General features: G+C 48.8%; 17 protein-coding genes. 9 read left to right on the top strand and 8 right to left on the bottom strand.

The genetic code is table 11. The features are described from left to right. The first annotated feature begins 83 nt into the window (after positions 1–83). Positions 84–650 (top strand): dCTP deaminase, encoded by a 567-nt coding sequence (gene dcd, locus ACTHTJ_RS00450; protein ID WP_003680541.1) that lies wholly within the window; start codon positions 84–86, stop codon positions 648–650. Positions 651–705: 55 nt separating this feature from the next. Here dcd and ppsR read toward each other — a convergent pair whose 3' ends face one another. Beyond that, a complete protein-coding gene (gene ppsR, locus ACTHTJ_RS00445; protein ID WP_003684897.1) occupies positions 706–1,527 on the bottom strand; it encodes a posphoenolpyruvate synthetase regulatory kinase/phosphorylase PpsR in 822 nt (273 codons plus the stop codon). A gap of 417 nt (positions 1,528–1,944) precedes the next feature. Here ppsR and ppsA point away from each other — a divergent pair, with 417 nt between their 5' ends. From ppsA to ACTHTJ_RS00430, 3 genes are all read left to right on the top strand, one after another. After that, the gene (gene ppsA, locus ACTHTJ_RS00440) at positions 1,945–4,329 is read left to right on the top strand and encodes a phosphoenolpyruvate synthase (protein ID WP_070584015.1); all 2,385 of its coding nucleotides are present in this window, start codon (positions 1,945–1,947) and stop codon (positions 4,327–4,329) included. 271 nt (positions 4,330–4,600) lie between these two features. Next, complete coding sequence (locus tag ACTHTJ_RS00435; protein WP_070584013.1) at positions 4,601–5,305, top strand: peptidoglycan DD-metalloendopeptidase family protein; 705 nt, start codon at positions 4,601–4,603, stop codon at positions 5,303–5,305. 170 nt (positions 5,306–5,475) lie between these two features. Next, the gene (locus ACTHTJ_RS00430; RefSeq protein WP_070584011.1) at positions 5,476–5,958 is read left to right on the top strand and encodes a hypothetical protein; all 483 of its coding nucleotides are present in this window, start codon (positions 5,476–5,478) and stop codon (positions 5,956–5,958) included. A gap of 60 nt (positions 5,959–6,018) precedes the next feature. On the opposite strand, the gene ACTHTJ_RS00425 is transcribed toward ACTHTJ_RS00430, so the two are convergent. Next, a complete protein-coding gene (locus ACTHTJ_RS00425; RefSeq protein ID WP_070584009.1) occupies positions 6,019–6,213 on the bottom strand; it encodes a YbdD/YjiX family protein in 195 nt (64 codons plus the stop codon). Then, entirely contained in the window at positions 6,203–8,284 is a 2,082-nt protein-coding gene (locus ACTHTJ_RS00420; protein ID WP_070584007.1) for a carbon starvation CstA family protein, read from the bottom strand. Before ACTHTJ_RS00420 ends, ACTHTJ_RS00425 begins: the two co-directional genes overlap by 11 nt. Before the next feature lie 330 nt (positions 8,285–8,614). On the opposite strand from ACTHTJ_RS00420, the gene ACTHTJ_RS00415 reads away from it, so the two are divergent. Then, a complete protein-coding gene (locus tag ACTHTJ_RS00415) occupies positions 8,615–9,358 on the top strand; it encodes a pseudouridine synthase (RefSeq protein ID WP_070584006.1) in 744 nt (247 codons plus the stop codon). A gap of 59 nt (positions 9,359–9,417) precedes the next feature. Here ACTHTJ_RS00415 and alr read toward each other — a convergent pair whose 3' ends face one another. Beyond that, the gene (gene alr / locus ACTHTJ_RS00410) at positions 9,418–10,476 is read right to left on the bottom strand and encodes an alanine racemase (RefSeq protein WP_070583329.1); all 1,059 of its coding nucleotides are present in this window, start codon (positions 10,474–10,476) and stop codon (positions 9,418–9,420) included. Positions 10,477–10,692: 216 nt separating this feature from the next. On the opposite strand from alr, the gene ACTHTJ_RS00405 reads away from it, so the two are divergent. Together ACTHTJ_RS00405 and ACTHTJ_RS00400 are read left to right on the top strand one after the other, a co-directional pair. Then, complete coding sequence (locus ACTHTJ_RS00405) at positions 10,693–11,154, top strand: winged helix-turn-helix transcriptional regulator (protein ID WP_079453694.1); 462 nt, start codon at positions 10,693–10,695, stop codon at positions 11,152–11,154. A gap of 574 nt (positions 11,155–11,728) precedes the next feature. Beyond that, a complete protein-coding gene (locus tag ACTHTJ_RS00400; RefSeq protein WP_070624776.1) occupies positions 11,729–13,066 on the top strand; it encodes a GTPase/DUF3482 domain-containing protein in 1,338 nt (445 codons plus the stop codon). Positions 13,067–13,136: 70 nt separating this feature from the next. On the opposite strand, the gene ACTHTJ_RS00395 is transcribed toward ACTHTJ_RS00400, so the two are convergent. Genes ACTHTJ_RS00395 through ACTHTJ_RS00385 form a run of 3 tightly spaced genes read right to left on the bottom strand, consistent with a single transcriptional unit; the run spans position 13,137 to position 19,092 of the window. Then, a complete protein-coding gene (locus tag ACTHTJ_RS00395) occupies positions 13,137–14,543 on the bottom strand; it encodes an efflux transporter outer membrane subunit (protein WP_141750522.1) in 1,407 nt (468 codons plus the stop codon). A 56-nt stretch (positions 14,544–14,599) separates the two neighbouring features. After that, positions 14,600–17,812 (bottom strand): efflux RND transporter permease subunit, encoded by a 3,213-nt coding sequence (locus ACTHTJ_RS00390; RefSeq protein ID WP_440360747.1) that lies wholly within the window; start codon positions 17,810–17,812, stop codon positions 14,600–14,602. Between the two features lie 11 nt (positions 17,813–17,823). Beyond that, complete coding sequence (locus tag ACTHTJ_RS00385) at positions 17,824–19,092, bottom strand: efflux RND transporter periplasmic adaptor subunit (protein ID WP_070624781.1); 1,269 nt, start codon at positions 19,090–19,092, stop codon at positions 17,824–17,826. A gap of 232 nt (positions 19,093–19,324) precedes the next feature. On the opposite strand from ACTHTJ_RS00385, the gene mtrR reads away from it, so the two are divergent. Next, a complete protein-coding gene (mtrR, locus tag ACTHTJ_RS00380; protein ID WP_070624782.1) occupies positions 19,325–19,960 on the top strand; it encodes a multidrug efflux system transcriptional repressor MtrR in 636 nt (211 codons plus the stop codon). Positions 19,961–20,025: 65 nt separating this feature from the next. Here the strand turns inward: mtrR and ettA are convergent, their stop codons facing one another. Then, the gene (gene ettA / locus ACTHTJ_RS00375; RefSeq protein WP_049336209.1) at positions 20,026–21,702 is read right to left on the bottom strand and encodes an energy-dependent translational throttle protein EttA; all 1,677 of its coding nucleotides are present in this window, start codon (positions 21,700–21,702) and stop codon (positions 20,026–20,028) included. A gap of 340 nt (positions 21,703–22,042) precedes the next feature. On the opposite strand from ettA, the gene ACTHTJ_RS00370 reads away from it, so the two are divergent. Beyond that, a complete protein-coding gene (locus tag ACTHTJ_RS00370; protein WP_371493165.1) occupies positions 22,043–23,395 on the top strand; it encodes an SLC45 family MFS transporter in 1,353 nt (450 codons plus the stop codon). Positions 23,396–23,414: the final 19 nt, after the last annotated feature.

Raw genomic sequence — 23,414 nt, 5'->3', positions numbered from 1 at the left:
AACATCAATTGACAAGCCTGCTTAAAGGCTGTTGTATTGATTTCAAAAAATTTCCAAACAACCCTTACCCCAGGACAACCACCATGAGCATTAAATCCGACAAATGGATACGCCGCATGGCCGAAGAACACGGCATGATTGAGCCGTTCGAGCCCAACCAAATCAAAGAGGCCAACGGCCAACGCATCATTTCCTACGGCACATCCAGCTACGGCTACGATATCCGTTGTGCCAATGAATTCAAAATCTTCACCAATATCAACAGCACCATCGTCGACCCGAAAAATTTCGACCCGAAAAACTTCGTTACCGTCGAAGACGACTGCTGCATCATTCCGCCCAACTCCTTTGCACTGGCGCGCACAGTCGAATATTTCCGCATCCCGCGCAACGTCCTGACCGTCTGCTTAGGCAAGTCCACTTACGCTCGCTGCGGCATTATCGTCAACGTTACCCCATTCGAGCCTGAGTGGGAAGGCTACGTTACGCTTGAGTTTTCCAACACTACCCCCCTGCCTGCCAAAATCTACGCCGGCGAAGGCGTGGCCCAAGTCTTGTTCTTTGAAAGCGATGAAGTCTGCGAAACTTCATACAAAGATCGCAACGGCAAATACATGGGGCAAACCGGTGTTACCTTGCCTAAGACCTAATGTACAAAATAAAAAAAGGCCGTCTGAAGTTTCAGACGGCCTTTTATCATTTCATTTAGAAACGGCGTTTCAGCTTACAAGCCTGCAAGATATGAACGGCGAGTTCTTCCACAGATTTATCCGTTGTATTGGTAAACGGCACTCCGTGACGTTTGAACATATTTTGCGCATCGGCAATCTCGCTGCGGCAAGTATCGATTTTGGCATAGGTCGAATTAGGACGGCGCTCATGACGGATAGCCTGCAGACGCTCAGGCTGAATGGTCAAGCCGAACAGCTTGTCTTTGTAAGGTTTGACCATACGCGGCAAATCGGTCGATTCCAAATCATCGGGAATCAATGGATAGTTTGCGGCGCGGATACCGTATTGCAGGGCCAGATAGAGACAGGTCGGCGTTTTGCCCGAACGGGACACGCCCATCAAAATCACATCCGCTTCCTGCAGGTTTTTATCGCTGACACCGTCATCATGATTCAGTGAAAAATTGACCGCCTCCATACGCGCATCATAGCGTTGGGTATTGCCGATACTGTGGTGCCCCTGCTGGGCGGCAACCGCCTCCGTATTGAGTTCCTTTTCCAAAAGACCGAGAAAGGTTTCAAAGAAATTAATATGGAACGCATTGGCTTTCTTGATGATTTCACGGATTTCGTCATTGACCACACTGACAAAAGCAATCGGGCGCACGCCGAATTTTTCAGCTGACTGGTTGACTTTGTCTACAACAGCACGTGCTTTTTCAGGAGTATCGATAAACGGATAGGTATGGCGTTTGAACTCAACATTGCCAAATTGGTTCAGCAAGGCTTCACCGATATTTTCAGCGGTCAGGCCGGTTCGGTCGGAAATATAAAAGACTTGGCGTGGATCAGTCATAATGAATCCTCTTGAGGGTAACGTTTCAGACGGCAATCATAGCAGTTACAGCCTTTACAATAAAGCGATTCCCGGCAGATTACACAGGATTACAACAAATTTGAATAAATTTTAAATTAGAATAAAATTTTATTTTTTCAGTTTTATTGGAATTTTATTTCAATTTTGCAAAATAAATTTCGATTCTTAAATTTATTAACTTATTTTGTTTTCCATATTTAACAAGAAGATAACACGTAAAAACATGAATCTGATATTCACATTTCAGAAGGCTACACGCCTGAAAAGCACAATATCACAGACGAATTTGTGATTTTTAAAAAGATAAAACACATGACAGCCATCAAACGAATGGCTACAATAAGCAGGCGGATTTGTTTCTTTTTTAACATTTTTTGGATTGGATTGGACACACAAATGGCCGAAAACTACGTTATTTGGTTTGAAAACCTGCGTATGACTGACGTTGAGCGAGTGGGCGGTAAAAATGCCTCTTTGGGCGAAATGATCAGCCAACTGACTGAAAAAGGCGTGCGCGTTCCCGGCGGTTTTGCAACCACAGCCGAAGCTTATCGTGCTTTCCTGGCTCACAATGGTCTGAGCGAGCGTATTTCCGAAGCCCTGAAACAACTGGATGTTGAAGACGTTGCCGAATTGGCACGCGTGGGTAAAGAAATCCGTCAATGGATTTTGGATACCCCGTTCCCTGAGCAGCTGGATGCTGAAATCGAAACGGCTTGGAACAAAATGGTTGCCGATGCCGGCGGTGCGGACATCTCCGTTGCCGTACGTTCTTCCGCAACAGCAGAAGACTTGCCGGACGCTTCTTTTGCCGGCCAACAAGAAACCTTCCTAAATATCAACGGCTTGGATAACGTTAAAGAAGCAATGCACCATGTATTCGCTTCCCTGTACAACGACCGTGCCATTTCTTACCGTGTCCACAAAGGCTTCGAACACGATATCGTTGCCCTTTCTGCCGGCGTACAACGCATGGTGCGTTCTGACAGCGGTGCTTCCGGTGTGATGTTTACCATCGATACCGAATCCGGTTACGACCAAGTCGTTTTCGTTACCTCTTCTTACGGTCTGGGCGAAAACGTCGTACAAGGTGCGGTAAACCCTGACGAATTCTATGTATTCAAACCTACTTTGAAAGCAGGAAAACCGGCTATCCTGCGCAAAACCATGGGTTCGAAACAAATCAAAATGATCTTTACCGACAAAGCCGAAGCCGGTAAATCTGTAACCAACGTTGATGTACCTGCAGAAGACCGTCAACGCTTCTCCATTACCGATGCCGAAGTAACCGAGTTGGCTCATTACGCGCTGACCATTGAAAAACACTACGGCCGCCCAATGGACATCGAATGGGGCCGCGACGGCTTGGATGGCAAACTCTACATCCTGCAAGCACGTCCTGAAACTGTGAAATCTCAAGAAGACGGTAGCCGCAACCTGCGCCGCTTCTCTATCAACGGCGAAAAAGTTGTCTTGTGCGAAGGCCGAGCCATCGGTCAAAAAGTTGGCCAAGGTAAAGTCCGCTTGGTGAAAGATGCTTCCGAGATGGATTCCGTTGAAGCAGGCGACGTACTCGTTACCGACATGACCGACCCGGATTGGGAACCGGTGATGAAACGTGCTTCTGCCATTGTTACCAACCGTGGCGGCCGTACCTGCCACGCAGCGATTATCGCGCGTGAATTGGGTATTCCGGCTGTTGTAGGTTGTGGTGACGCTACCGATCTGCTGTCTGAAGGCCAAGAAGTGACCGTATCTTGTGCCGAAGGCGATACCGGCTTCATCTACTCCGGCTTGCTGGACGTACAAATTACCGATGTTGCTTTGGACAACATGCCTAAAGCCCCTGTCAAAGTAATGATGAACGTTGGTAACCCTGAATTGGCATTCAGCTTCGCCAACCTGCCTAGCGAAGGTATCGGCTTGGCACGTATGGAATTCATCATCAACCGCCAAATCGGTATCCACCCGAAAGCCTTGTTGGAATTTGACAAACAAGACGATGAATTGCAAGCGGAAATTACCCGCCGCATCGCCGGCTACGCTTCTCCTGTCGACTTCTATGTCGATAAAATTGCGGAAGGTGTGGCAACTTTGGCTGCTTCGGTTTATCCACGCAAAACCATCGTCCGTATGTCTGACTTCAAATCCAACGAGTACGCTAACTTGGTGGGTGGCAGCATCTATGAACCGCACGAAGAAAACCCAATGTTGGGCTTCCGTGGTGCAGCACGTTATGTAGCTGATAACTTCAAAGACTGCTTCGCACTCGAATGCAAAGCCTTGAAACGCGTTCGCGATGAAATGGGTTTGACCAACGTCGAAATCATGATTCCATTCGTTCGTACTTTGGGTGAAGCAGAAGCTGTTGTTAAAGCCCTGAAAGAAAACGGTTTGGAACGTGGCAAAAACGGTCTGCGCCTGATCATGATGTGCGAACTGCCGAGCAACGCGGTATTGGCAGAACAATTCCTGCAATACTTCGACGGCTTCTCCATCGGCTCTAACGACATGACCCAGCTGACCCTCGGCCTCGACCGTGACAGCGGTTTGGTATCCGAATCCTTCGACGAGCGTAATCCTGCCGTTAAAGTGATGTTGCACTTGGCAATCTCTGCCTGCCGCAAACAAAACAAATACGTCGGTATTTGCGGTCAAGGCCCATCAGACCATCCGGACTTTGCCAAATGGCTGGTTGAAGAAGGTATCGAGAGCGTATCGCTCAACCCTGATACCGTCATTGAAACCTGGCTGTATCTGGCTAACGAATTGAACAAATAAGTTCGATGAGACAAAAATCCCCTGCCCGTTTATCCCGGCAGGGGATTTTTATTGCCTTATTCAATGCCGTCTGAAAAAACTTTCACTTTCTTTTACCTTATCAAAAAAAATCCTTTATCATCAAAATGATAAAAAAATATGCCGCTATATCCACAAATTTTCAATGTTAATATACTACCTTTCTACATTTTACCCCATGCCTTTTGAGTGAACCTTTTTTCACTCTTCCTATCTATCATACGCAGCATAACGATACATTTTGAAATATCCCATGAATACAAACTTTATTTCCACCTTTCAGACGGCCTTAAAACATCTGGCACTTATCAGCACCATTGCCGTCTTAGCAGCCTGCGCCGGCAACAATACCTCTTCCAACCGCGCCGTACCTGACGGCTACTACAAAGTCCGCCCTGGCGATACCCTGACCCAAATTGCCAAACGCTACGGACAAAATGTCAACACACTGGTTGCATGGAATAACCTTCCCAACGCCTCACAAATCGAAGTCGGTCAAGTATTGCGCGTCCGCCGTCATGTTGCCCCACGCAGCACTGCACCGCAGCAACGCCAAACCACTACCGTTACCCCGATCAACCGATTGAACCTGCAATGGCCGACCGATAACGCCTCATTCTCCATTATCCAACGCTACAACGGCACCACCAGCAAAGGAATAGATATTGCAGGCACACAAGGCCAACAAATCCGTTCCGCCGCAGCCGGTACCGTTATCTACGTTGGCGAAGAAGTCCGCGGTTACGGCAAGCTGATTTTGATCAGCCACAATGACTACACCATTACCGCCTATGCCCACAACGACACGCTTTTGGTACAAAAAGATCAAAAAGTCCAAGCAGGTCAAGTTATCGCCACCATGGGCAGCAGCGATACAGACAGCGTCAAGCTTCATTTTGAAGTTCGTCTAAACGGCAAAGCAGTCGATCCCCTGCCTTATTTGACCAGAACAAATTAATGCCCCAATCAAAAGGCCGTCTGAATAGCAGTATTTCAGACGGCCTTTTGATTATCTTGCTATAACAGCTATTTCAACAAAATCTTTTCCTATTTAACTTATGTTGATTGAGTGTAAATGCCGTTATACAATAACAACTCTTTTTAACATTCCATTTCAGGTACCCTACTATGTCTCCTAACCGTATCCTTGCAACCGCATTCTTGTTTGCATCTGCATTTGCCAGCGCAGATGTCCATATTGATGAAAACATTCCTTACCGCGATGAAGAAGAAATCGATACCCGTATTGTTTCCGAGTGTTTAGAAGTGGGCGGCATCATGTCCAAATCTTTGCAAGAAACTGCAGCCAAAAGTGATGTCACAGTTGTCCGTGACGGTAAAAAACAAGGCACATACGCAGATATCGCCATTACTTCCGCCATGAGCGCAGGCAATGCCTTTATCGGTCACGCCAAAGGTATGGCTGTTTCAGCCACTTTGTATGTTGACGGCAAACAAGTTGGCAAAAAAACCTTTACCCGCAATTCTTCCGGCGGTATGTTTGGCGCTTATAAAAGCTCTTGTGCCGTCTTGAACCGTACTTCCAAAGTATTGGGTTCTGACATTGCCCAATGGGTTGTCCGTGAACAAAAAAACGCTCAAGATAAATAATTTATCGAACTAAAAAGGCCGTCTGAAAGTATTTTCAGACGGCCTTTTTTCATGCCTTCATTAACAACAGCGTCCGCCGTTGCTGCCGCAACGGCGTTTGCGGCAGTAGTCTTGGAATTGCAGCTTAGTCATGACCGGCGCGTTGGGATTATGTTTGCGCTGGCGGGCAACGTAGTTTTCATAATCTGGGACACCGGCCATCAAGTTTGCTGTCAACTTGATGGTTTTCCACCAAGATGCGAGCTTATGCTTCATGCTGAGCCTCCGGCTGTTTACCGTCGCGGTACACTGCTGGAATTTCTTTAGCAGTTGGCCAGCCGACTTTACGGGCTTTCATGGCAGTACGGAAACCGTACACGGCGACAATCACGACAACTGCCAGGAACAAAGCGGTCAGACCGGCATTGATTTGGTCGTTGAAGATGATTTGTGACATTTCGCCAATGTCTTTAGCTGGGGCAAGGACTTCGCCTGAGGCCAAGGCATCGCGGTATTTGCCTGCGTGCGCCAAGAAGCTGACACGCGGGTCGCTGTGGAACAGTTTTTGCAAACCGGCATAGCAGGTTACAAACAATACGCCGACAGCAGGAACCAAAGTTACCCACACATAGCGGTCGCGTTTCATTTTCACCAATACAACGGTACACATAATCAACGCTACGCCTGCAAGCATTTGGTTTGCGATACCAAACAACGGCCAGAGCGAGTTGATACCGCCCAGAGGGTCAGTTACGCCGGTATAGAGGAAGTAACCCCACAATGCCACGGCAAAGAATGTTGCAACCAAGTTGGCAGGGATAGAGTCGGTGTTACCGAATGGTTTGTAGAAAATACTGCCCAAGTCTTGAATCATGAAACGGGCAACGCGTGTACCGGCGTCAACCGCGGTCAAAATGAACAAGGCTTCAAACAGCAAGGCAAAGTGATACCAGAACGCCATCATGGCTTCACCCGGAATCAGACGGCTCATGATGTGTGCCATACCGACTGCAAGAGTTGGCGCACCGCCTGCACGGGACAGAATGGTGTTTTCGCCTACTTCTCTAGCAGTGTGCAACAGGGTTGCGGCATCAACAGAGAAGTTCAGTTTAGTGGTAATGACTTCGGCAGCTGTGTTGGCATCTGTACCAATCAGCGCAGCCGGGCTGTTCATCGCGAAGTACACGCCTGGATCAAGCGAAGCGGCGGCAGCCAGAGCCATAATGGCCACAAAGCTTTCCATAATCATGCCGCCGTAACCGATCATGCGGACGTGGGTTTCGTTTTCCACCATTTTTGGCGTGGTACCTGAAGAAATCAGCGCATGGAAGCCTGAAACCGCACCACAAGCGATGGTAATGAACAAGAATGGGAACAATGCACCAGAGAATACTGGGCCTGAACCGTCAATAAAGTGGGTAACTGCAGGCATTTGCAGAGTCGGGTTAACAATAACGATACCCAAAGCCAAAGCTGCAATCGTACCGATTTTCAGGAAGGTAGACAGATAGTCGCGCGGAGTCAGCAAGAGCCAAACCGGCAATACGGAAGCCACGAAACCGTAAATCATAATCGCCCAAGTCAGCTGAATACCGTCAAGGTCAAACCAGTGACCAAAGGAGCTGTGGGCAACATCTTCACCGTAAATCACAGCCAACATCAGCAAAATAAAGCCGACGATGGAAATCTCGCCAATTTTGCCCGGACGGATATAACGGGTGTAAATACCCATAAACAGCGCAATCGGCATAGTTGCTGCGATGGTGAACGTACCCCAAGGGCTGTGAACCAATGCTTTCACAACAATCAGCGCCAACACCGCCATAATGATGACCATAATCATCAAAATACCGATGGATGCAATCACGCCGGGAACAGTACCGAGTTCTTGTTTCACGATATCGCCCAAAGACTTACCGTCACGGCGCATAGAAACAAACAGTACCATCATATCCTGTACGGCACCGGCAAATACCACGCCGAAGATAATCCACAAAGTACCGGGCAGATAACCCATTTGCGCTGCCAATACAGGACCAACTAGAGGGCCTGCGCCGGCAATGGCGGCAAAGTGGTGGCCGAACAGTACGCCTTTATGTGTGGGAACATAGTCCAAGCCGTCATTGTGGCGTTCTGCCGGAGTCAGACGGTTAGGATCAAGCTGCATCACACGGTTGGCAATGTAAAGGCTGTAGAAACGGTAGGCAATACAGTATACCGAAATGGCGGCCGTAACCATCCAAATCGCACTGACTTGCTCGCCACGGCTGAGAGCTAAAGTAGTAAAGGAGGCCAAGCCTACCAAAACCACAATGCCCCAGATCAAAAATGATTTGAGCGATTTCATTGATTTATCCTTAAAACGTGATGCACTAAGGCTTGCTTTAGCGACAAACTGCCTTAATGCGCTTCAGAAAGACCAGTCATTATAGTCTTCATGATTTCATGAGTGAAATGTCATTTCAACCCCAATTCGACTGAAAACAAAATGATTAGTTCGTCCGTAAGGTTAACACAAACAGACAATATACCCTTCATTTTTTACTTCAAAACTAAATATTCCTTAACATATAGCAAACGAAAGGCCGTCTGAAAATCCAAATATTCAGTTTTCAGACGGCCTGACAAACGGTCAATGCTATAATCCGATATTCCCATTTCTCTATATTGCCATACCATGCAAAACAACGATTCCGAAACCATGCGTCTCTCCAAACGCATGGCGCAATTAGGCTTATGCTCGCGCCGCGAGGCAGACAGCTACATCGAGCAAGGCTGGGTCAAAGTCAACGGCCAAACCGCCGTACTCGGTCAAAAAGTTACCGAGCGCGACCGCATCGACCTTAACAAACAAGCCCATGAAAAACAAGCCGCGCGCGTAACCATCCTGCTGAACAAACCCGTCGGCTATGTCAGCGCGCAGGCAGAAAAAGGCTATAAATCCGCCGCTGAACTCATTACCGCCGAAAACCATTGGGAAGGCGATGACAGCCGTATCCCTTTCAGCGAAAAGCACAAATTCGGCTTAGCCCCTGCCGGCCGCTTGGACATTGACTCTGTCGGATTGTTGGTACTCACTCAGGACGGCCGCATTGCCAAACAACTAATTGGCGAAAACAGCAGCAGCGAAAAAGAATACCTCGTCCGCGTCCGCGGCAAACTGGACGATAAAGGCCTCGCCCTACTCAACCACGGCTTGAGTTTGGACGGAGAAAAATTGCGCCCTGCCAAAGTCGAATGGCAAAACGAAGACCAGTTGCGCTTTATTTTGCGACAAGGCAAAAAACGCCAAATCCGCCGCATGTGCGAACTGGTCGGCCTGCGCGTCATCGGTTTGAAACGCATCCGCATGGGCAAAGTCAAACTCGGCCGACTGCCGCCGGGCAAATGGCGTTATTTACGCACTGACGAATCGTTTTAATTGCAGATAACAAACAGGCCGTCTGAAAACATATTTCAGACGGCCTGATCTTTTACTGATTACTCAATATACGTAAACTTCGCACGTTTGATATTGCAGAGGATTTCGTACGGAATCATACCGGCAACTTCGGAAACTTCATTGATATTAATCACATCGCCCCAAAGCTCGACTTCCGCGCCCAAGCCCTCTTTCGAGGCTTCAAGTTCGACCGTAATCATATCCATAGACACCCTGCCGATAATACGGCTGCGTTTGCCATCGATGGCAACTGGAGAATTAGTGGAAGCGCGACGCGGATAACCGTCGGCATAGCCGCAGGCAATCAAACCGACACGGGTGGATTTGCTGGTGTAGAACGTTGCGCCGTAACCAATCGGAGAATGCGGCTGCAACACGCGTTCGCCGAAAACGCGGGAAGTCAGACGCATAACAGGTTTCAAACGCTCATCCACGCCGCCGAAAGGCGAAATGCCATACAAGGCCAGACCGGCACGACCCCAATCGCGGCGCGCTTCAGGCACGTTCAAAATCGCGGCGGAATTGGCCAAGCTCTCTTCGCCTTCCAAACCCTCACACGCCAAATCAAACGCTTCAAGCTGCATTTCGGTCATGCCGTTTTCCGGCTCGTCCGCGCAGGAAAAATGGCTGAATTTCACAATATTTTCAACCGATTCGGATTGTTTCAATGCCGTATAGGCGGCTGCATAGTTATGCGGAAAGAAACCGGCACGATGCATACCAGAGTCCATTTTCAGCCATACGGTTGTCGGACGTTGCCACTCATGATGCACAAACGCCTCCAGCTGCCATTGGCTGCCGATTGCCGGCCACAAATCATAACAGTCAACATCCGCATACTCCGCAGCATCAAATACGCCTTCCAACAAAATAATCGGGTTTTTAATGCCGTTTTGACGCAGCTCCACGCCTTCATCTACCGTTGCCACCGCAAAGCCGTCGGCAATATCCGCCAACGCGTGTGCACATCTGACCGCGCCATGCCCGTAAGCATCGGCCTTAATCACAGCCAACAATTTATTGCCATGCAACTCTTTGAGAAAACGATAATTTTGACGTAAATTATCCAAACGGATTTGCGCATTGAGCGGACGCATAATGTATTCCTCTTATCGGCATTCCGTTTCAGACGGCCTGCCCTATTACTTTGAAGTAAATATTATAGGTCAAAAACTACACAGGATTCCATGAAATACACAAGATTAATCTATTCATAATCTAGAAATCATGCGCGCCTTTAGGCATTTATGCTTCTTCTCAGCCTGTTTTAAGGTTATGATTCAATCCAAATGAAAACGACAGACATCAAGGCCATGAAAGAACTCGACAAAACCGACTTAAAAATTCTCAAGCTCCTACAACAAAACGCACGTATCCCCATGACCGAATTGGCTGAAAAAGTCGGCCTCTCCACCACGCCGGTAACCGAACGCGTCCGCCGCTTGGAACGCGACAACCTTATCACCGGCTATCACGCCCATCTGAATCCTCATGCTTTAGGTCAAAGCCTCTTGGTCTTTGTCGAGCTAAAACTGCGTTCCAAATCCGGCAATATTTTTGAAGACTTCAAACGCGAAGTGCTGAAGATTCCGCAAATTCTGGAATGCCACTTAGTCTCCGGCGAATACGACTACCTTATCAAAGTCCGCCTGCCCAATATGTCCGCCTATCGCGATATGCTCGGCAATATCCTGCTGCAACTGCCGGCTGCTTCCGAAAGCCGCAGCTATGTTGTCATGGAAGAAGTCAAAGAAGAAGTAGTATTAGATATCTAATTCTATTCAACAAACAAAGGCCGTCTGAAAGATTGCAACATTCAGACGGCCTTTATTTTAAAGGAGCAAAAAAAATGCACACATCCGACAGAATGTGTGCCAAGTCTACAAAGGAGAAATAGAGGAGAAACTATTAACTGACTACTCGAACCAGCTAACGAAACGAATTATGCAACAAGATATTCAACCGCGCAAGTATTTTTCTTGTAAAGTTTCTTAATTATTCGATTTACAGATCTTAAATGTAATCATATTTCAATGCAGATAAAAAAATGCGCATACCGTTTTGATATGCGCCAAGTCTACAAAGGAGAAATAGAGGAGAAAAATCAAGCTGCATCAAGCAACTCAACGGCGCGAATTATCCTAGCCTTCTACCCGTCTGTCAACTGTTTTCCTATCTATTTTCAAGTATTTTGCTAAAAAACAACAAAGTCGCTATTCCCCTCTTTTTCTTGCTATTTTCGCCCATATATAAAAAAGATTTAGGGCCATCTGAAACATATATTGCCACTAAAGATAAACGGCTCCATACTCACACTTTCATAGTCCATATCAACCCAACCCAAAGACCATGACCACCCCACTTTCCCTTGCCGTTGTCGGCCATACCAACACAGGCAAAACCTCGCTCTTACGCACACTTTTGCGCGACAGTACCTTCGGCGAAGTAAAAAACGCGCCATCCACCACGCGCCATGTCGAAGAAGCACTTATCAACGACGGTGACGACAGCTTGGTTTACCTCTACGACACACCCGGCCTTGAAGATGCAGGCGGCGTGTTGGACTGGCTGGAAACCCATACATCCGCACGCGATGACGGCATTGAGCGCATCCAGCAATTCCTCAACAGCCATGAATCGCATCACGAGTTTAACCAAGAGGCCAAAGTTCTGCGCCAAGTCATGCAAAGCGATATGGCCATGTACGTCATCGATGCGCGGGAACCCGTCCTCGACAAATACAAAGACGAGCTGACTATTTTGTCTTGGTGCGCCAAGCCCATCATGCCCGTGTTCAACTTCACCCAAAATCAAGACCTGACCGCTTGGACCAATATGCTCGCCCGCAGAAACCTGCATGTTTACGCCGGTTTCGATACCGTTGCCTTCGACTTTGAAGGCGAAATCCGATTGTGGGACAACCTTGCCACCATGTTACCCAAGCGCGACATCCTCGACCGCCTTATCAATATGCGCCGTCGCGAGTGGCAACGGCTGGATACGGAAGCGCGCCGTGAAATTGCCGATTTTCTACTGGATGCTGCCGCATTCACCCAAGAAATTGCCGAAAACGATGACCCTGCCCCGACTTTGGAAGTCATGCAATCGGAAATCCGCCAACTTGAGCGGCAAATGCAACAACGCCTGTTCACACTTTACCGCTTCTATCACGACGAAGTCGGCAGCGACAGCACATGGATGCCCAAAGCCTTCAAACAAGATCCGTTTGACAGCGAATTGCTCAAACATTACGGCATCCGTACCGGTACCGGCGCAACCGCAGGCGCACTCATCGGCCTAGGCTTGGACATTGCCACGCTTGGCGGTTCGCTTGGTTTGGGTACGGCCATCGGCGGACTGTTGGGCGGCATTTTGCCCAATGCCCAAGACATCACCGACAAAATCAACGGCCGACAAACCCTGCATACCGATCCGGAAACCCTTACCCTGCTCGCCGCGCGTGCGCTGGATTTGTTGCACGTCTTGCAAACGCGCGGCCATGCCGCCCAATCTCATATCGAGCTAAACGAACGCAAAGCGCCATGGAATGCGGCCAAACTGCCAAGCGAACTCAACAAAGCACGCAGCAACCGCAAATGGTCTTCGCTCAACACACACCAGCCCGAACTCAGCCGTAACGAACGCGCAGCCTATGTCGGTTCTTTAAGCGAGAAATTAAAAGTTTAAAATCGCTGTTGAACAAAAAGGCCGTCTGAAACCCAAATGTTTCAGACGGCCTTTTAATCTTAGCAAATACTTATTCGGCAGCTTTGGTTTCGCGTTTCAAACCGCCGCCAAGTGCTTTATACAAGTCGGCAAGGTTTTCCAGACGGGTCAGCTGATTGGCTAAAAGAGCAGTATCCGCGCTGTAACTGCTGCGTTCGGCATCCAGCAAATCCAATGCGCTGGATACGCCATGTTTGTAACGCAGGCTGATGAGACGCAGGCTGTCGTTGTAAGCACGGCTTTGCTTGCTCAACGCTTCATAGCTTTTATCCAACTGTTCGCGCGCAACCAAAGCATTGGAAACGTCTTTAAATGCGGATTGAACAGCGGCTTCATAAGCAACAATTTGTGCCTGTTGGCGCAGTTTGGCTACGTCAAGATTGGCTTTGTTTGTGCCCCAGTCAAAGATAGGCAGCGTGATGGACGGTGCAAAAGCCCAAATACCTGTGCCGCTCTTAAACAGGCCGCTCAACTCGCCGGAAGCGGTACCGACAGAACCGGTCAGGCTGATGCGCGGGAAAAACGCCGCACGTGCTGCACCGATGTTGGCATTGGCTTGTTTGAGCGCATGTTCGGCAGCACGGATATCCGGACGGTTGAGCAACACGTCTGAACTCAAACCGGCAGGCAGTTTGGTCATTTTGAACTGCTTGCTCAAAGGCAGACCGGCAGGCAAGTCTTCGGGCAAAGGTTGATTAATCAACATAGCCAAAGAATTGCGCGCTTGCTCGCGGTTTTTTACCGCGGATGCGTAATCAGCTTTGGCCGATTCAATCAGCGCTTCCTGTTGGCGCAAATCAACGGCGGAAATTACGCCGGCCTTATGACGCAATTGCGAGAGCTTGTAAGTCGCTTCACGGGTTTGTAATACGCGTTGTGCCAATGCCATGGTTTCTTCCGCGTAGCGTTCGTTAAAGTAGGCTTTGGCAACGGTAGAAATCAGGGTCAGATGGGCGGCATCGCGGTTTGCGGCCACATTGAAATAACCTTGTAACGCGGCTTCGCTGGTGCTGCGGACACGGCCGAAAAGGTCAAGTTCATAAGAGGTTGCGCCCAAACCCACGCTGTATTGGCTGCTGACGTTGCCGCCGCTCAAGCTGCCTTGACGCGAACCTGTACCGCTGGCATTGACGGTTGGCAACAAGTTATTACGCGCAATCATGTATTGCTTGCGGTAGATTTCCGCATTCAGCGCGGCTGTACGCAAATCGGTATTGCGTTCCAATGCGATGTCGATCAGGCGGTAAAGGCGCGGATCGGCAAAGTAATCTTGCCAACCCAATTCAGCGGCACGGATACCGTCGTCAACAGTGTCGTATTTAAACGTATCGGCAACGGCAACTTGAGGCTGCTCATATTTCGGCATCATGGTACAGGCCGATAAAGCCACGGCGGCGGCAACGGCGGTCAGTACAGGTTTGAATGTAATCTTCTTCATTTTAGAATCCTTTAGCATTTTGAGGCCGTCTGAAAAGTTTTCAGACGGCCTTTGCTTTAGTGCTTGTCTGAATCGTGTTTACCGTCTTCAATCATGCCGGCTTCAGCAGCGTGTTTGGCGGCCATCTCATGCTCGTGTGCAGTTTCTTTAAAGAATTTGCGCACAACCACATAGAACAAAGGCACAAGGAACACAGACAGAATCGTACCGATCAACATACCCCAGATCACAGTCGTACCAATCGCACGTTGGCTGGCGGAGCTGGCACCGCTGGCAACATAGAGCGGTACCACGCCCAAGATGAAGGCAAACGAAGTCATGATAATCGGACGGAAACGCAGGTGTGCGGCGGCAAGCGCAGCTTCAAGCGCGCTCTTGCCTTGCGCTTGCAGGTCTTTGGCAAACTCGATAATCAAAATCGCGTTTTTCGCACTCAAACCCATCACCGTAACGAAACCGACTTGGAAGTAGATATCGTTGGCGTATGCCGGAATACTGCCCAGCAGCGCTTCAAACATGTTGCGGCCGGTCACGCCCAATGCCGCGCCAATCAAGCCCAATGGAATCACAAGGATAACCGCTAACGGGATAGACCAGCTTTCGTACAAAGCAGCCAATACCAAGAATACAGCGGCAGCGGCCAATGCGTACAACACGACAGTTTGCGAGCTGCCTTTGGCCTCTTCACGAGACTGACCGCCCCATTCCAGACTGTAACCGCCGCCCATATCATCGACCATTTGCTGTACCGCAGCCATGGCTTGACCGGAAGACACGCCATTAACAGGCGAGCCGGAAAGCTCCATTGCCGGATAACCATTGAAGCGGACGCTTTGTTCCATACCGTTTTCCCAAGAAACAGTAGCAATGGTAGAAAGCGGTACGGCAACACCGGATTTGTTCGGTACAGTCAGGTTCAGAATATCGGCAGGCTGCATACGGGCATTCGCATCAGCTTGTACCATCACGCGTTGCAGACGGCCTTGATTCGGGAAGTCATTGACATAAGACGAACCCAAAGAAGAAGCCAAAGCAGTACGGATATCAGAGAACGAAATACCTTGTGCGGCTGCGGCGGAACGATTGATGTCGATTTTCAACTGCGGCGCATCTTCCAAACCGCTCGCACGAACGGTACTTGGGTTAAACAAACCGCTTTTACGCATTTTGTCAATCAACTCATTGCGCTTGGCCAACAATGCAGCATGGCCGCTGTTGTTACGGTCTTGCAGGTAAATCGTCAAGCCGGAGCCTGTACCCAATTCCATAATGGCAGGAGGCACAATCGCCAAACCGAAACCGTCTTTCAGCGTACTCATCATCATGCCGGTCAACTTACCGGAAATAGAAGTCGCATCGCTGCCCGGGGCAGTACGTTCGCTCCAGTCTTTCAGAATGACAAAGCCCAAAGCCATGTTTTGACCGGAGCCTGAAAAACTGAAACCGGAAACGGTAATGATGTTCTCAATCTCAGGTATAGATTTTGCCAGTTGAGTGATTTGAGCCAAAGTTGCATCCGTGCGCTCTTTGGTCGCACCGGCAGGCAATTGTACACTCAACATCAAGTTGCCTTGGTCTTCAGACGGCAAGAAGGAAGTCGGCAGGCGCATAAACAGGAATACGCCCACAACAGTCAAACCAATATAGACAACCATCATGCGCAAAGTCTTGCGCAAGACTTTGGCTACCCAGCCTTCGTAGCCGTGTGTCCAGTTGTCGAATTTTTTGTTAAACCAACCGAAGAAACCTTTTTTCTCTTCGTGATGACCCTTCTGAATCGGCTTGAGCATGGTGGCACACAATGCCGGAGTCAGCGTCAAGGCAAGAAATGCGGAGAAGCCGATCGATGCCGCCATAGTCAGGGCAAACTGTTTGTAAATGTTACCGGTTGCACCGCTAAACATTGCCAGCGGCACAAATACGGACATCAACACGGCAGTAATACCGATCACCGCACCGGAAATCTGCCCCATCGCTTTTTTGGTTGCAGCCTTAGGCGACAGACCTTCGCTCGCCATAATACGCTCAACGTTTTCAACGACCACAATCGCATCATCGACCACAATACCGATCACCAATACCATCGCAAACATGGTCAATACGTTAATCGACATACCCATGTATGAGATAAAGGCAAAACCGCCCAACAGGGAAATCGGCACAACAATGGTCGGAATCAACGTATAGCGGATGTTTTGCAGGAAGAGATACATTACCAAGAATACCAATACGATGGCTTCCAGAAGCGTATGGATCACTTTCTCAATCGAAATATCCACAAATTCGGAAGTATCGTAAGGAATTTTCCAGCTCATGCCGTCTGGAAAATACTTCTGCAAAACCGCCATTTTTTCTTTCACGGCAGTCGCCGTTGCCAAAGCGTTACCGCTGTTAGACAACATCACTGCCATACCGGTGGTATTCACGCCGTTCAGACGAGTAGAGGAAGAATAGTCCTGCATACCCAAGCTGACTTTGGCAACGTCTTTCAGATAGACATTAGAACCATCGGTATTGGATACCAAAATGATGTTGCCGAACTCTTCAGCAGTGCTCAGCTGACCTTGTGCCGTCACAGTTGCCGAAATGGTCTGTCCCGGTACAGCAGGCAGAGAACCGATAGAGCCTGCAGAAATTTGGATATTTTGAGTAGCCAGTGCGTTGGTTACCGTTGCAAAAGACAGGTTGTAGTTTTGCAGTTTTTTCGGGTCAACCCAAATACGCATAGCGCGTTGCGCACCAAACAATCGAACCTGACCCACACCGTCGATACGTTGCAACTCAGGTACGATATTGCGTTGCGCGTAGTCATTCATCTCTTCAGTGGATTGCTTTTCAGAGGAAAGCATGACCACTTGCAAGAAGTTGGACCGCGCTTTGGATACGGTTACACCATATTGTTGTACGGTTGACGGCAATGTGGACAATACTTCAGACAGTTTGTTCTGTACGTCTACTTGTGCCAAATCTTCATTGGTTTCCGGTGTAAACGTCAGGCTGACGCTGCCGCTGCCGCTGGAATTGGCAGAAGTCGTCATATAGTCCAAACCTTCCACACCGTACATATTACGTTCGATAACAGCCAGCACGCTGTCTTCCATTACCTGAGCAGAAGCGCCCGGATAAGTAGCAGTCAAAGTAATGGTCGGCGCTGCCACGGACGGATATTGGGAAATCGGCAGTTTTTGAATGCCGAAAATACCCGCTGCGATGATAAAAATCGCAATAACCCATGCAAAAATGGGGCGGTCAATAAAAAACTTAGACATTCACGCGTTCCTTATTTGGCTTCAGAAGCAGCTTTAGCTTCAGGCTTGGCCTCGGATGCAGCCTGGCCGTCTGAAACTGCCGGTGTTGCTGCCGCAGCGTTTGCGGGCGGCGTCCATTCTTTCGGCGTTACCTGTTTAGCACCCGACATAGCGGCAATACTGATGCCTTCAACAATCACTTTGTCGCCGTCTTTAAGGCCGTCTGTAATCACCCAATTGCTACCTTGCTGTTGGGCTACGGTCACGACGCGTGCTTCCATTTCGCTCTTGTCATTCACCACCATCACCGTATCTTGCGAACCGCGGGTAACGGCCTGTTGCGGCACCACAAATGCATTATCCACTGCCACTTGTTCCATCAATACGCGCACATACAAGCCCGGCATCAAGATATTTCTGTCGTTAGGAATGGCGGCGCGCAAGGTAATTTGACCGGTCGTTTCGTTGACAGTCGGATCTGCAAACAGCAGACGGCCTTTTTCAGGGTAAATCGTACCGTCGTCAAATTTGATATCCACTGCAATCGCGCCGTTTGCCGCCAACAATTTGCCTTCGGCAACCTGTTGACGCAGTTTCATGACCTCACTCGCAGACTGGGTAACGTTGACATACATCGGATTGGTTTGTTGGATGGTGGCCAAAACAGTGGTATCGCCGGAATTCAGCAATGTACCTTCAGAAACTTTAGATTGACCGATAAAGCCGGAAATCGGCGCAGTAATGCGGGAGCGGCTCAGGCTGATACTGGCAGATTTGATGGCTGCTTGAGCGGATTTGACGCCTGCCTCTGCTGAACGCTTGGCCGTTACGGCCGCATCATATTCTTGTTGGCTGATGGCATCGGCGGCAACCAGCGGTTTGTAGCGAGCTAAGTCGGCATTCGCTTTGGCCAAAGTAGCTTGCGCACTCGCCAACTGGGCGCGTGCGCTTTCTAAGTTTGCTTCATAAGATGAGCTGTCGATTTGGTACAAAGGCTGACCGGCTTGCACATAGCTGCCCTCTTGGAACAGGCGTTTTTGCAGAATACCGCCGACTTGGGCGCGAACTTCGGCAGTACGCAATGATTCCAGACGGCCCGGCAACTCGGTTGTCAATGCAACGGTTTCCGGATGCACAGTGACCACGCGGACTTCAGGCGCAGGTTGTTTTTGCTGTTGCTGACTGCCTTGCGCCTGTTGGCCGGCTGCTTTTTCATCGCCTTTGCCGCAAGCGGAAAGCGCCAACGCAGTAGCTGCTGCAATTGCCGCGACACGCATCATTTTAGAAGCATAAAGAGCCATAATTTTCCTATCTCTATGATAAATAAGGGTTTGACTAATTAAAAATTGATTACTTTAATCTCATATTTCACAAGCAGAAATTGCCTGTTTTTATAAAAAACAGGCTGATTATATAGTGTTGAGAAACACTATCAAGTACTAAGTACTAAATTGAATTATACATACATTTTTGCATGTTCAGAAGTAATTTTTTATAATCCGAACCATAAATTTACATTTCCTGCAAAAAACCATGAGAAGAACCAAAACCGAAGCCTTAAAAACCAAAGAATATCTCATGCTTGCCGCATTAGATACGTTTTATAAGAAAGGCATTGCCCGCACTTCGCTCAACGAAATCGCCCAAGCCGCAGGCGTAACGCGCGGCGCGCTGTATTGGCATTTCAAAAACAAAGAAGATTTGTTTGACGCCTTGTTCCAACGGATTTGCGACGACATCGAAAGCTGCATAAAAGAAGACTCGAACAACAATAACGAACAGGCTTGGTCAAGCTTCCGACTGACTCTGACCCGTTTTTTCGAGCGCCTGCAACACAACGAGCTTCACTATAAATTCCACAGCATTTTGTTTTTAAAATGCGAACACACCGAGCAAAACGAGACGGTCATTGCCATCGCTAAAAAACACCAAGCACTATGGCGTGAAAAAATCGTTGCTGTCCTGACTGATGCGGTACAACAAAAAGCATTGGCGGATAATTTGGATATCGATATGGCAGTCATCTTCATCAAGTCTTCATTAGACGGCTTGATTTGGCGCTGGCTTTCTTCAGGTCAAGGCTTCGATTTGGCGCAAACTGCCCCACGCATGATTGAAATCATCATTGATACATTGGAAAACCATCCGCAATTAAGAAAACAATCATAAACATCAAAAATAAAAGGCCGTCTGAAACATTAAAAGTTTCAGACGGCCTTTTGGTTCAAACCTGCTTAACGTGTTACCGGTTTATAACGGATACGTTTCGGTTTCGCGCCTTCTTCACCCAAACGGCGTTTCTTGTCGGCTTCGTATTCTTGATAGTTGCCGTCAAAGAACACCCATTTAGAGTCGCCTTCACAAGCCAAAATATGCGTAGCGATACGGTCGAGGAACCAGCGGTCGTGCGAAATCACCATCACGCTGCCGGCAAATTCCAGCAATGCATCTTCCAGCGCGCGCAGGGTTTCCACGTCGAGGTCGTTAGACGGTTCGTCCAGCAGCAACACATTACCGCCGCTCAACAAGGTTTTTGCCAAGTGCAGACGGCCGCGTTCGCCGCCCGACAATTGACCTGCAATTTTGCTTTGGTCGCTGCCTTTGAAGTTGAAGCGTCCCAAATATTGGCGGGCGGGAATTTCAAACTGGCCAACCTGCAAAATGTCGCGGCCTTCGGCAATATTGTCGAACACGGTTTTGTCGTTTTGTAAACCTGCGCGGCTTTGGTCAATCAGGCTCATTTTCACGGTTTGGCCGATTTTTACTTCGCCGGAATCAGGCTGCTCTTTGCCTGAAATCATTTTGAACAGCGTAGATTTACCCGCGCCGTTCGGGCCGATGATGCCGACAATCGCGCCAGCAGGTACTTTGAAGCTCAAATCGTCAATCAGCACTTTATCGCCAAACGATTTGGAAACGTTCACAAATTCAATCACTTCGTTACCCAAACGCTCGGCAACAGGGATAAAGATTTCCTGCGTTTCATTGCGTTTTTGGTATTCGTAGTTGCTCATTTCTTCAAAACGCGCCAAACGCGCTTTGGACTTGGCTTGGCGGCCTTTGGCATTTTGGCGCACCCATTCCAATTCCTGCTTCATCGCTTTCACGCGTGCAGCTTCGGATTTTGCCTCGTTTTCCAAGCGTTTTTCTTTCTGCTCCAGCCAAGACGAGTAATTGCCTTTCCACGGGATACCGTATCCGCGGTCGAGTTCCAAAATCCATTCGGCGGCGTTGTCGAGGAAGTAGCGGTCATGTGTTACGGCAACGACTGTACCTGGGAAGCGTACCAAGAATTGCTCCAGCCATTCGACAGATTCTGCGTCCAAGTGGTTGGTCGGTTCGTCCAGCAGCAGCATATCGGGCTTGCTCAACAAGAGTTTGCACAAAGCGACGCGGCGTTTTTCACCACCGGACAGATTGCCGATTTTGGCATCCCAATCAGGCAGGCGCAACGCGTCGGCAGCAATTTCCAATTCATGCTCTGCACCGCCGCCGGTAGATGAACCCGCCGCAATAATCGCTTCCAAACGGCCTTGTTCTTCCGCCAACGCGTCAAAATCCGCATCAGGATTGGCATACTCGGCATATACTTCTTCCAAACGTTTTTGTGCGGCAGCCACTTCGCCCAAACCGCTTTCCACTTCCTCGCGCACAGTTTTCTCAGGATCAAGCTCAGGCTCTTGCGGCAAATAGCCGATTTTAATGCCGCCCATCGGCACGGCTTCGCCCTCAAATTCTTTATCCACGCCCGCCATAATCCGCAGTACAGTAGATTTACCCGCACCGTTCAAACCGAGCAAACCGATTTTTGCACCGGGGAAAAATGAAAGGGAAATGTCTTTAATAATGGTTTTTTGCGGCGGCACAACCTTGCTCACGCGCAGCATAGAATAGACGTATTGTTGGGACATAGTTTTCTCGTTTTCATCAAACAAATTTCAGACGACCCATTTTAACCTATTGCCCCAATACTTGCTTGTTCAAATGCCGTCTGAAAATAGAAATAAGCATCAAAATATACACCGAGCCGAACCGATACCCTCATTGCCCGACGGTATCAATGCCAAACCGCAAAAAATTTGATTTAAGCCAGTTTATCCTTGAACTGGCATTGCCAATATCCGGCGCGCTTCATAAAATGCACCTATATCCTTGAAAGTACGCACACAAACAATAACGACAGAGAACGCCACACCAAGGAACCTTTCAGATTTCTCAATAAAAATACTTTTCAAAAAAAGGATTTACCTCATGTCGGAAAATACGCAAAAAACAGCAAAACAAGGTTTGCCATCACTGGCAAAAAGTACGATTTGGATGCTGAGCTTCGGCTATCTCGGCGTTCAGACGGCCTTTACCCTGCAAAGCTCACAAATGAGCCGAATTTTTCAAACTTTAGGCGCCGACCCGCATAATTTGGGCTGGTTTTTCATTCTGCCGCCGCTAGCCGGTATGTTGGTTCAGCCGATTGTGGGCTACTACTCAGACCGCACTTGGATGCCGCGCCTGGGCGGTCGTCGTCTGCCCTATCTGCTTTATGGCACGCTGATTGCAGTTATCGTCATGATTCTGATGCCGAACTCGGGCAGCTTCGGTTTTGGCTACGCTTCTTTGGCGGCTTTGTCGTTTGGCGCGCTGATGATTGCGCTGTTGGACGTATCCTCCAATATGGCAATGCAGCCGTTTAAAATGATGGTCGGCGACATGGTCAACGAGGAGCAGAAAAGCTACGCCTACGGGATTCAAAGTTTCTTAGCGAATACGGGCGCGGTTGTGGCGGCGATTCTGCCGTTTGTGTTTGCGTATATCGGTTTGGCGAACACGGCCGAAAAAGGCGTCGTACCGCAAACCGTGGTCGTAGCATTCTATGTGGGCGCAGCGTTGCTGATTATTACCAGTGCGTTCACCATCTTCAAAGTCAAAGAATACGATCCGGAAACCTACGCCCGCTATCACGGCATCGATGTCGCCGCGAATCAGGAAAAAGCCAACTGGTTCGAACTTTTGAAAACCGCGCCTAAAGCGTTTTGGACGGTTACTTTAGTGCAATTCTTCTGCTGGTTCGCCTTCCAATATATGTGGACTTACTCGGCAGGCGCGATTGCAGAAAACGTTTGGCAGACAACCGATGCCTCTTCCGTAGGCTACCAAGAAGCAGGCAACTGGTACGGCGTTTTGGCGGCGGTACAATCTATTGCTGCCGTTATCTGCTCGTTTATTCTGGCAAAAGTACCGAATAAATACCATAAAGTCGGTTATTTCGGTTGCTTGGCTTTGGGTGCACTCGGTTTCTTCTCCGTTTTCTTCATCAGCAATCAATACGCACTGGTGTTGTCTTATACCTTAATCGGTATTGCGTGGGCCGGTATCATTACCTATCCTTTGACGATTGTAACCAATGCCCTCTCCGGCAAACACATGGGTACTTATTTGGGTCTGTTTAACGGCTCTATCTGTATGCCTCAAATCGTCGCCTCCCTGCTGAGCTTTATCCTCTTCCCTATGCTGGGCAGCCATCAGGCAACCATGTTCTTGGTTGCAGGCGCGGTCTTGCTGCTGGGAGCCTTCTCAGTATGTCTGATTAAAGAGACCCACGGCGAATAATCCATCAATACCATCGGCA

This window comes from Neisseria sp. P0018.S001 (assembly GCF_051957355.1).
GTDB classification, from domain to species: Bacteria; Pseudomonadota; Gammaproteobacteria; order Burkholderiales; family Neisseriaceae; genus Neisseria; species Neisseria subflava_A.
The sequence above is the reverse complement of the archived record's forward strand: the minus strand, read 5'-3'. Positions and strand labels throughout refer to the sequence as shown.

Coding starts and splice junctions, on each gene's coding strand:
- dcd (WP_003680541.1), top strand. CDS start 84: ATGAGCATTAAATCCGACAAATGGATACGCCGCATGGCCGAAGAACAC.
- ppsR (WP_003684897.1), bottom strand. CDS start 1,527: ATGACTGATCCACGCCAAGTCTTTTATATTTCCGACCGAACCGGCCTG.
- ppsA (WP_070584015.1), top strand. CDS start 1,945: ATGGCCGAAAACTACGTTATTTGGTTTGAAAACCTGCGTATGACTGAC.
- ACTHTJ_RS00435 (WP_070584013.1), top strand. CDS start 4,601: ATGAATACAAACTTTATTTCCACCTTTCAGACGGCCTTAAAACATCTG.
- ACTHTJ_RS00430 (WP_070584011.1), top strand. CDS start 5,476: ATGTCTCCTAACCGTATCCTTGCAACCGCATTCTTGTTTGCATCTGCA.
- ACTHTJ_RS00425 (WP_070584009.1), bottom strand. CDS start 6,213: ATGAAGCATAAGCTCGCATCTTGGTGGAAAACCATCAAGTTGACAGCA.
- ACTHTJ_RS00420 (WP_070584007.1), bottom strand. CDS start 8,284: ATGAAATCGCTCAAATCATTTTTGATCTGGGGCATTGTGGTTTTGGTA.
- ACTHTJ_RS00415 (WP_070584006.1), top strand. CDS start 8,615: ATGCAAAACAACGATTCCGAAACCATGCGTCTCTCCAAACGCATGGCG.
- alr (WP_070583329.1), bottom strand. CDS start 10,476: ATGCGTCCGCTCAATGCGCAAATCCGTTTGGATAATTTACGTCAAAAT.
- ACTHTJ_RS00405 (WP_079453694.1), top strand. CDS start 10,693: ATGAAAGAACTCGACAAAACCGACTTAAAAATTCTCAAGCTCCTACAA.
- ACTHTJ_RS00400 (WP_070624776.1), top strand. CDS start 11,729: ATGACCACCCCACTTTCCCTTGCCGTTGTCGGCCATACCAACACAGGC.
- ACTHTJ_RS00395 (WP_141750522.1), bottom strand. CDS start 14,543: ATGAAGAAGATTACATTCAAACCTGTACTGACCGCCGTTGCCGCCGCC.
- ACTHTJ_RS00390 (WP_440360747.1), bottom strand. CDS start 17,812: ATGTCTAAGTTTTTTATTGACCGCCCCATTTTTGCATGGGTTATTGCG.
- ACTHTJ_RS00385 (WP_070624781.1), bottom strand. CDS start 19,092: ATGGCTCTTTATGCTTCTAAAATGATGCGTGTCGCGGCAATTGCAGCA.
- mtrR (WP_070624782.1), top strand. CDS start 19,325: ATGAGAAGAACCAAAACCGAAGCCTTAAAAACCAAAGAATATCTCATG.
- ettA (WP_049336209.1), bottom strand. CDS start 21,702: ATGTCCCAACAATACGTCTATTCTATGCTGCGCGTGAGCAAGGTTGTG.
- ACTHTJ_RS00370 (WP_371493165.1), top strand. CDS start 22,043: ATGTCGGAAAATACGCAAAAAACAGCAAAACAAGGTTTGCCATCACTG.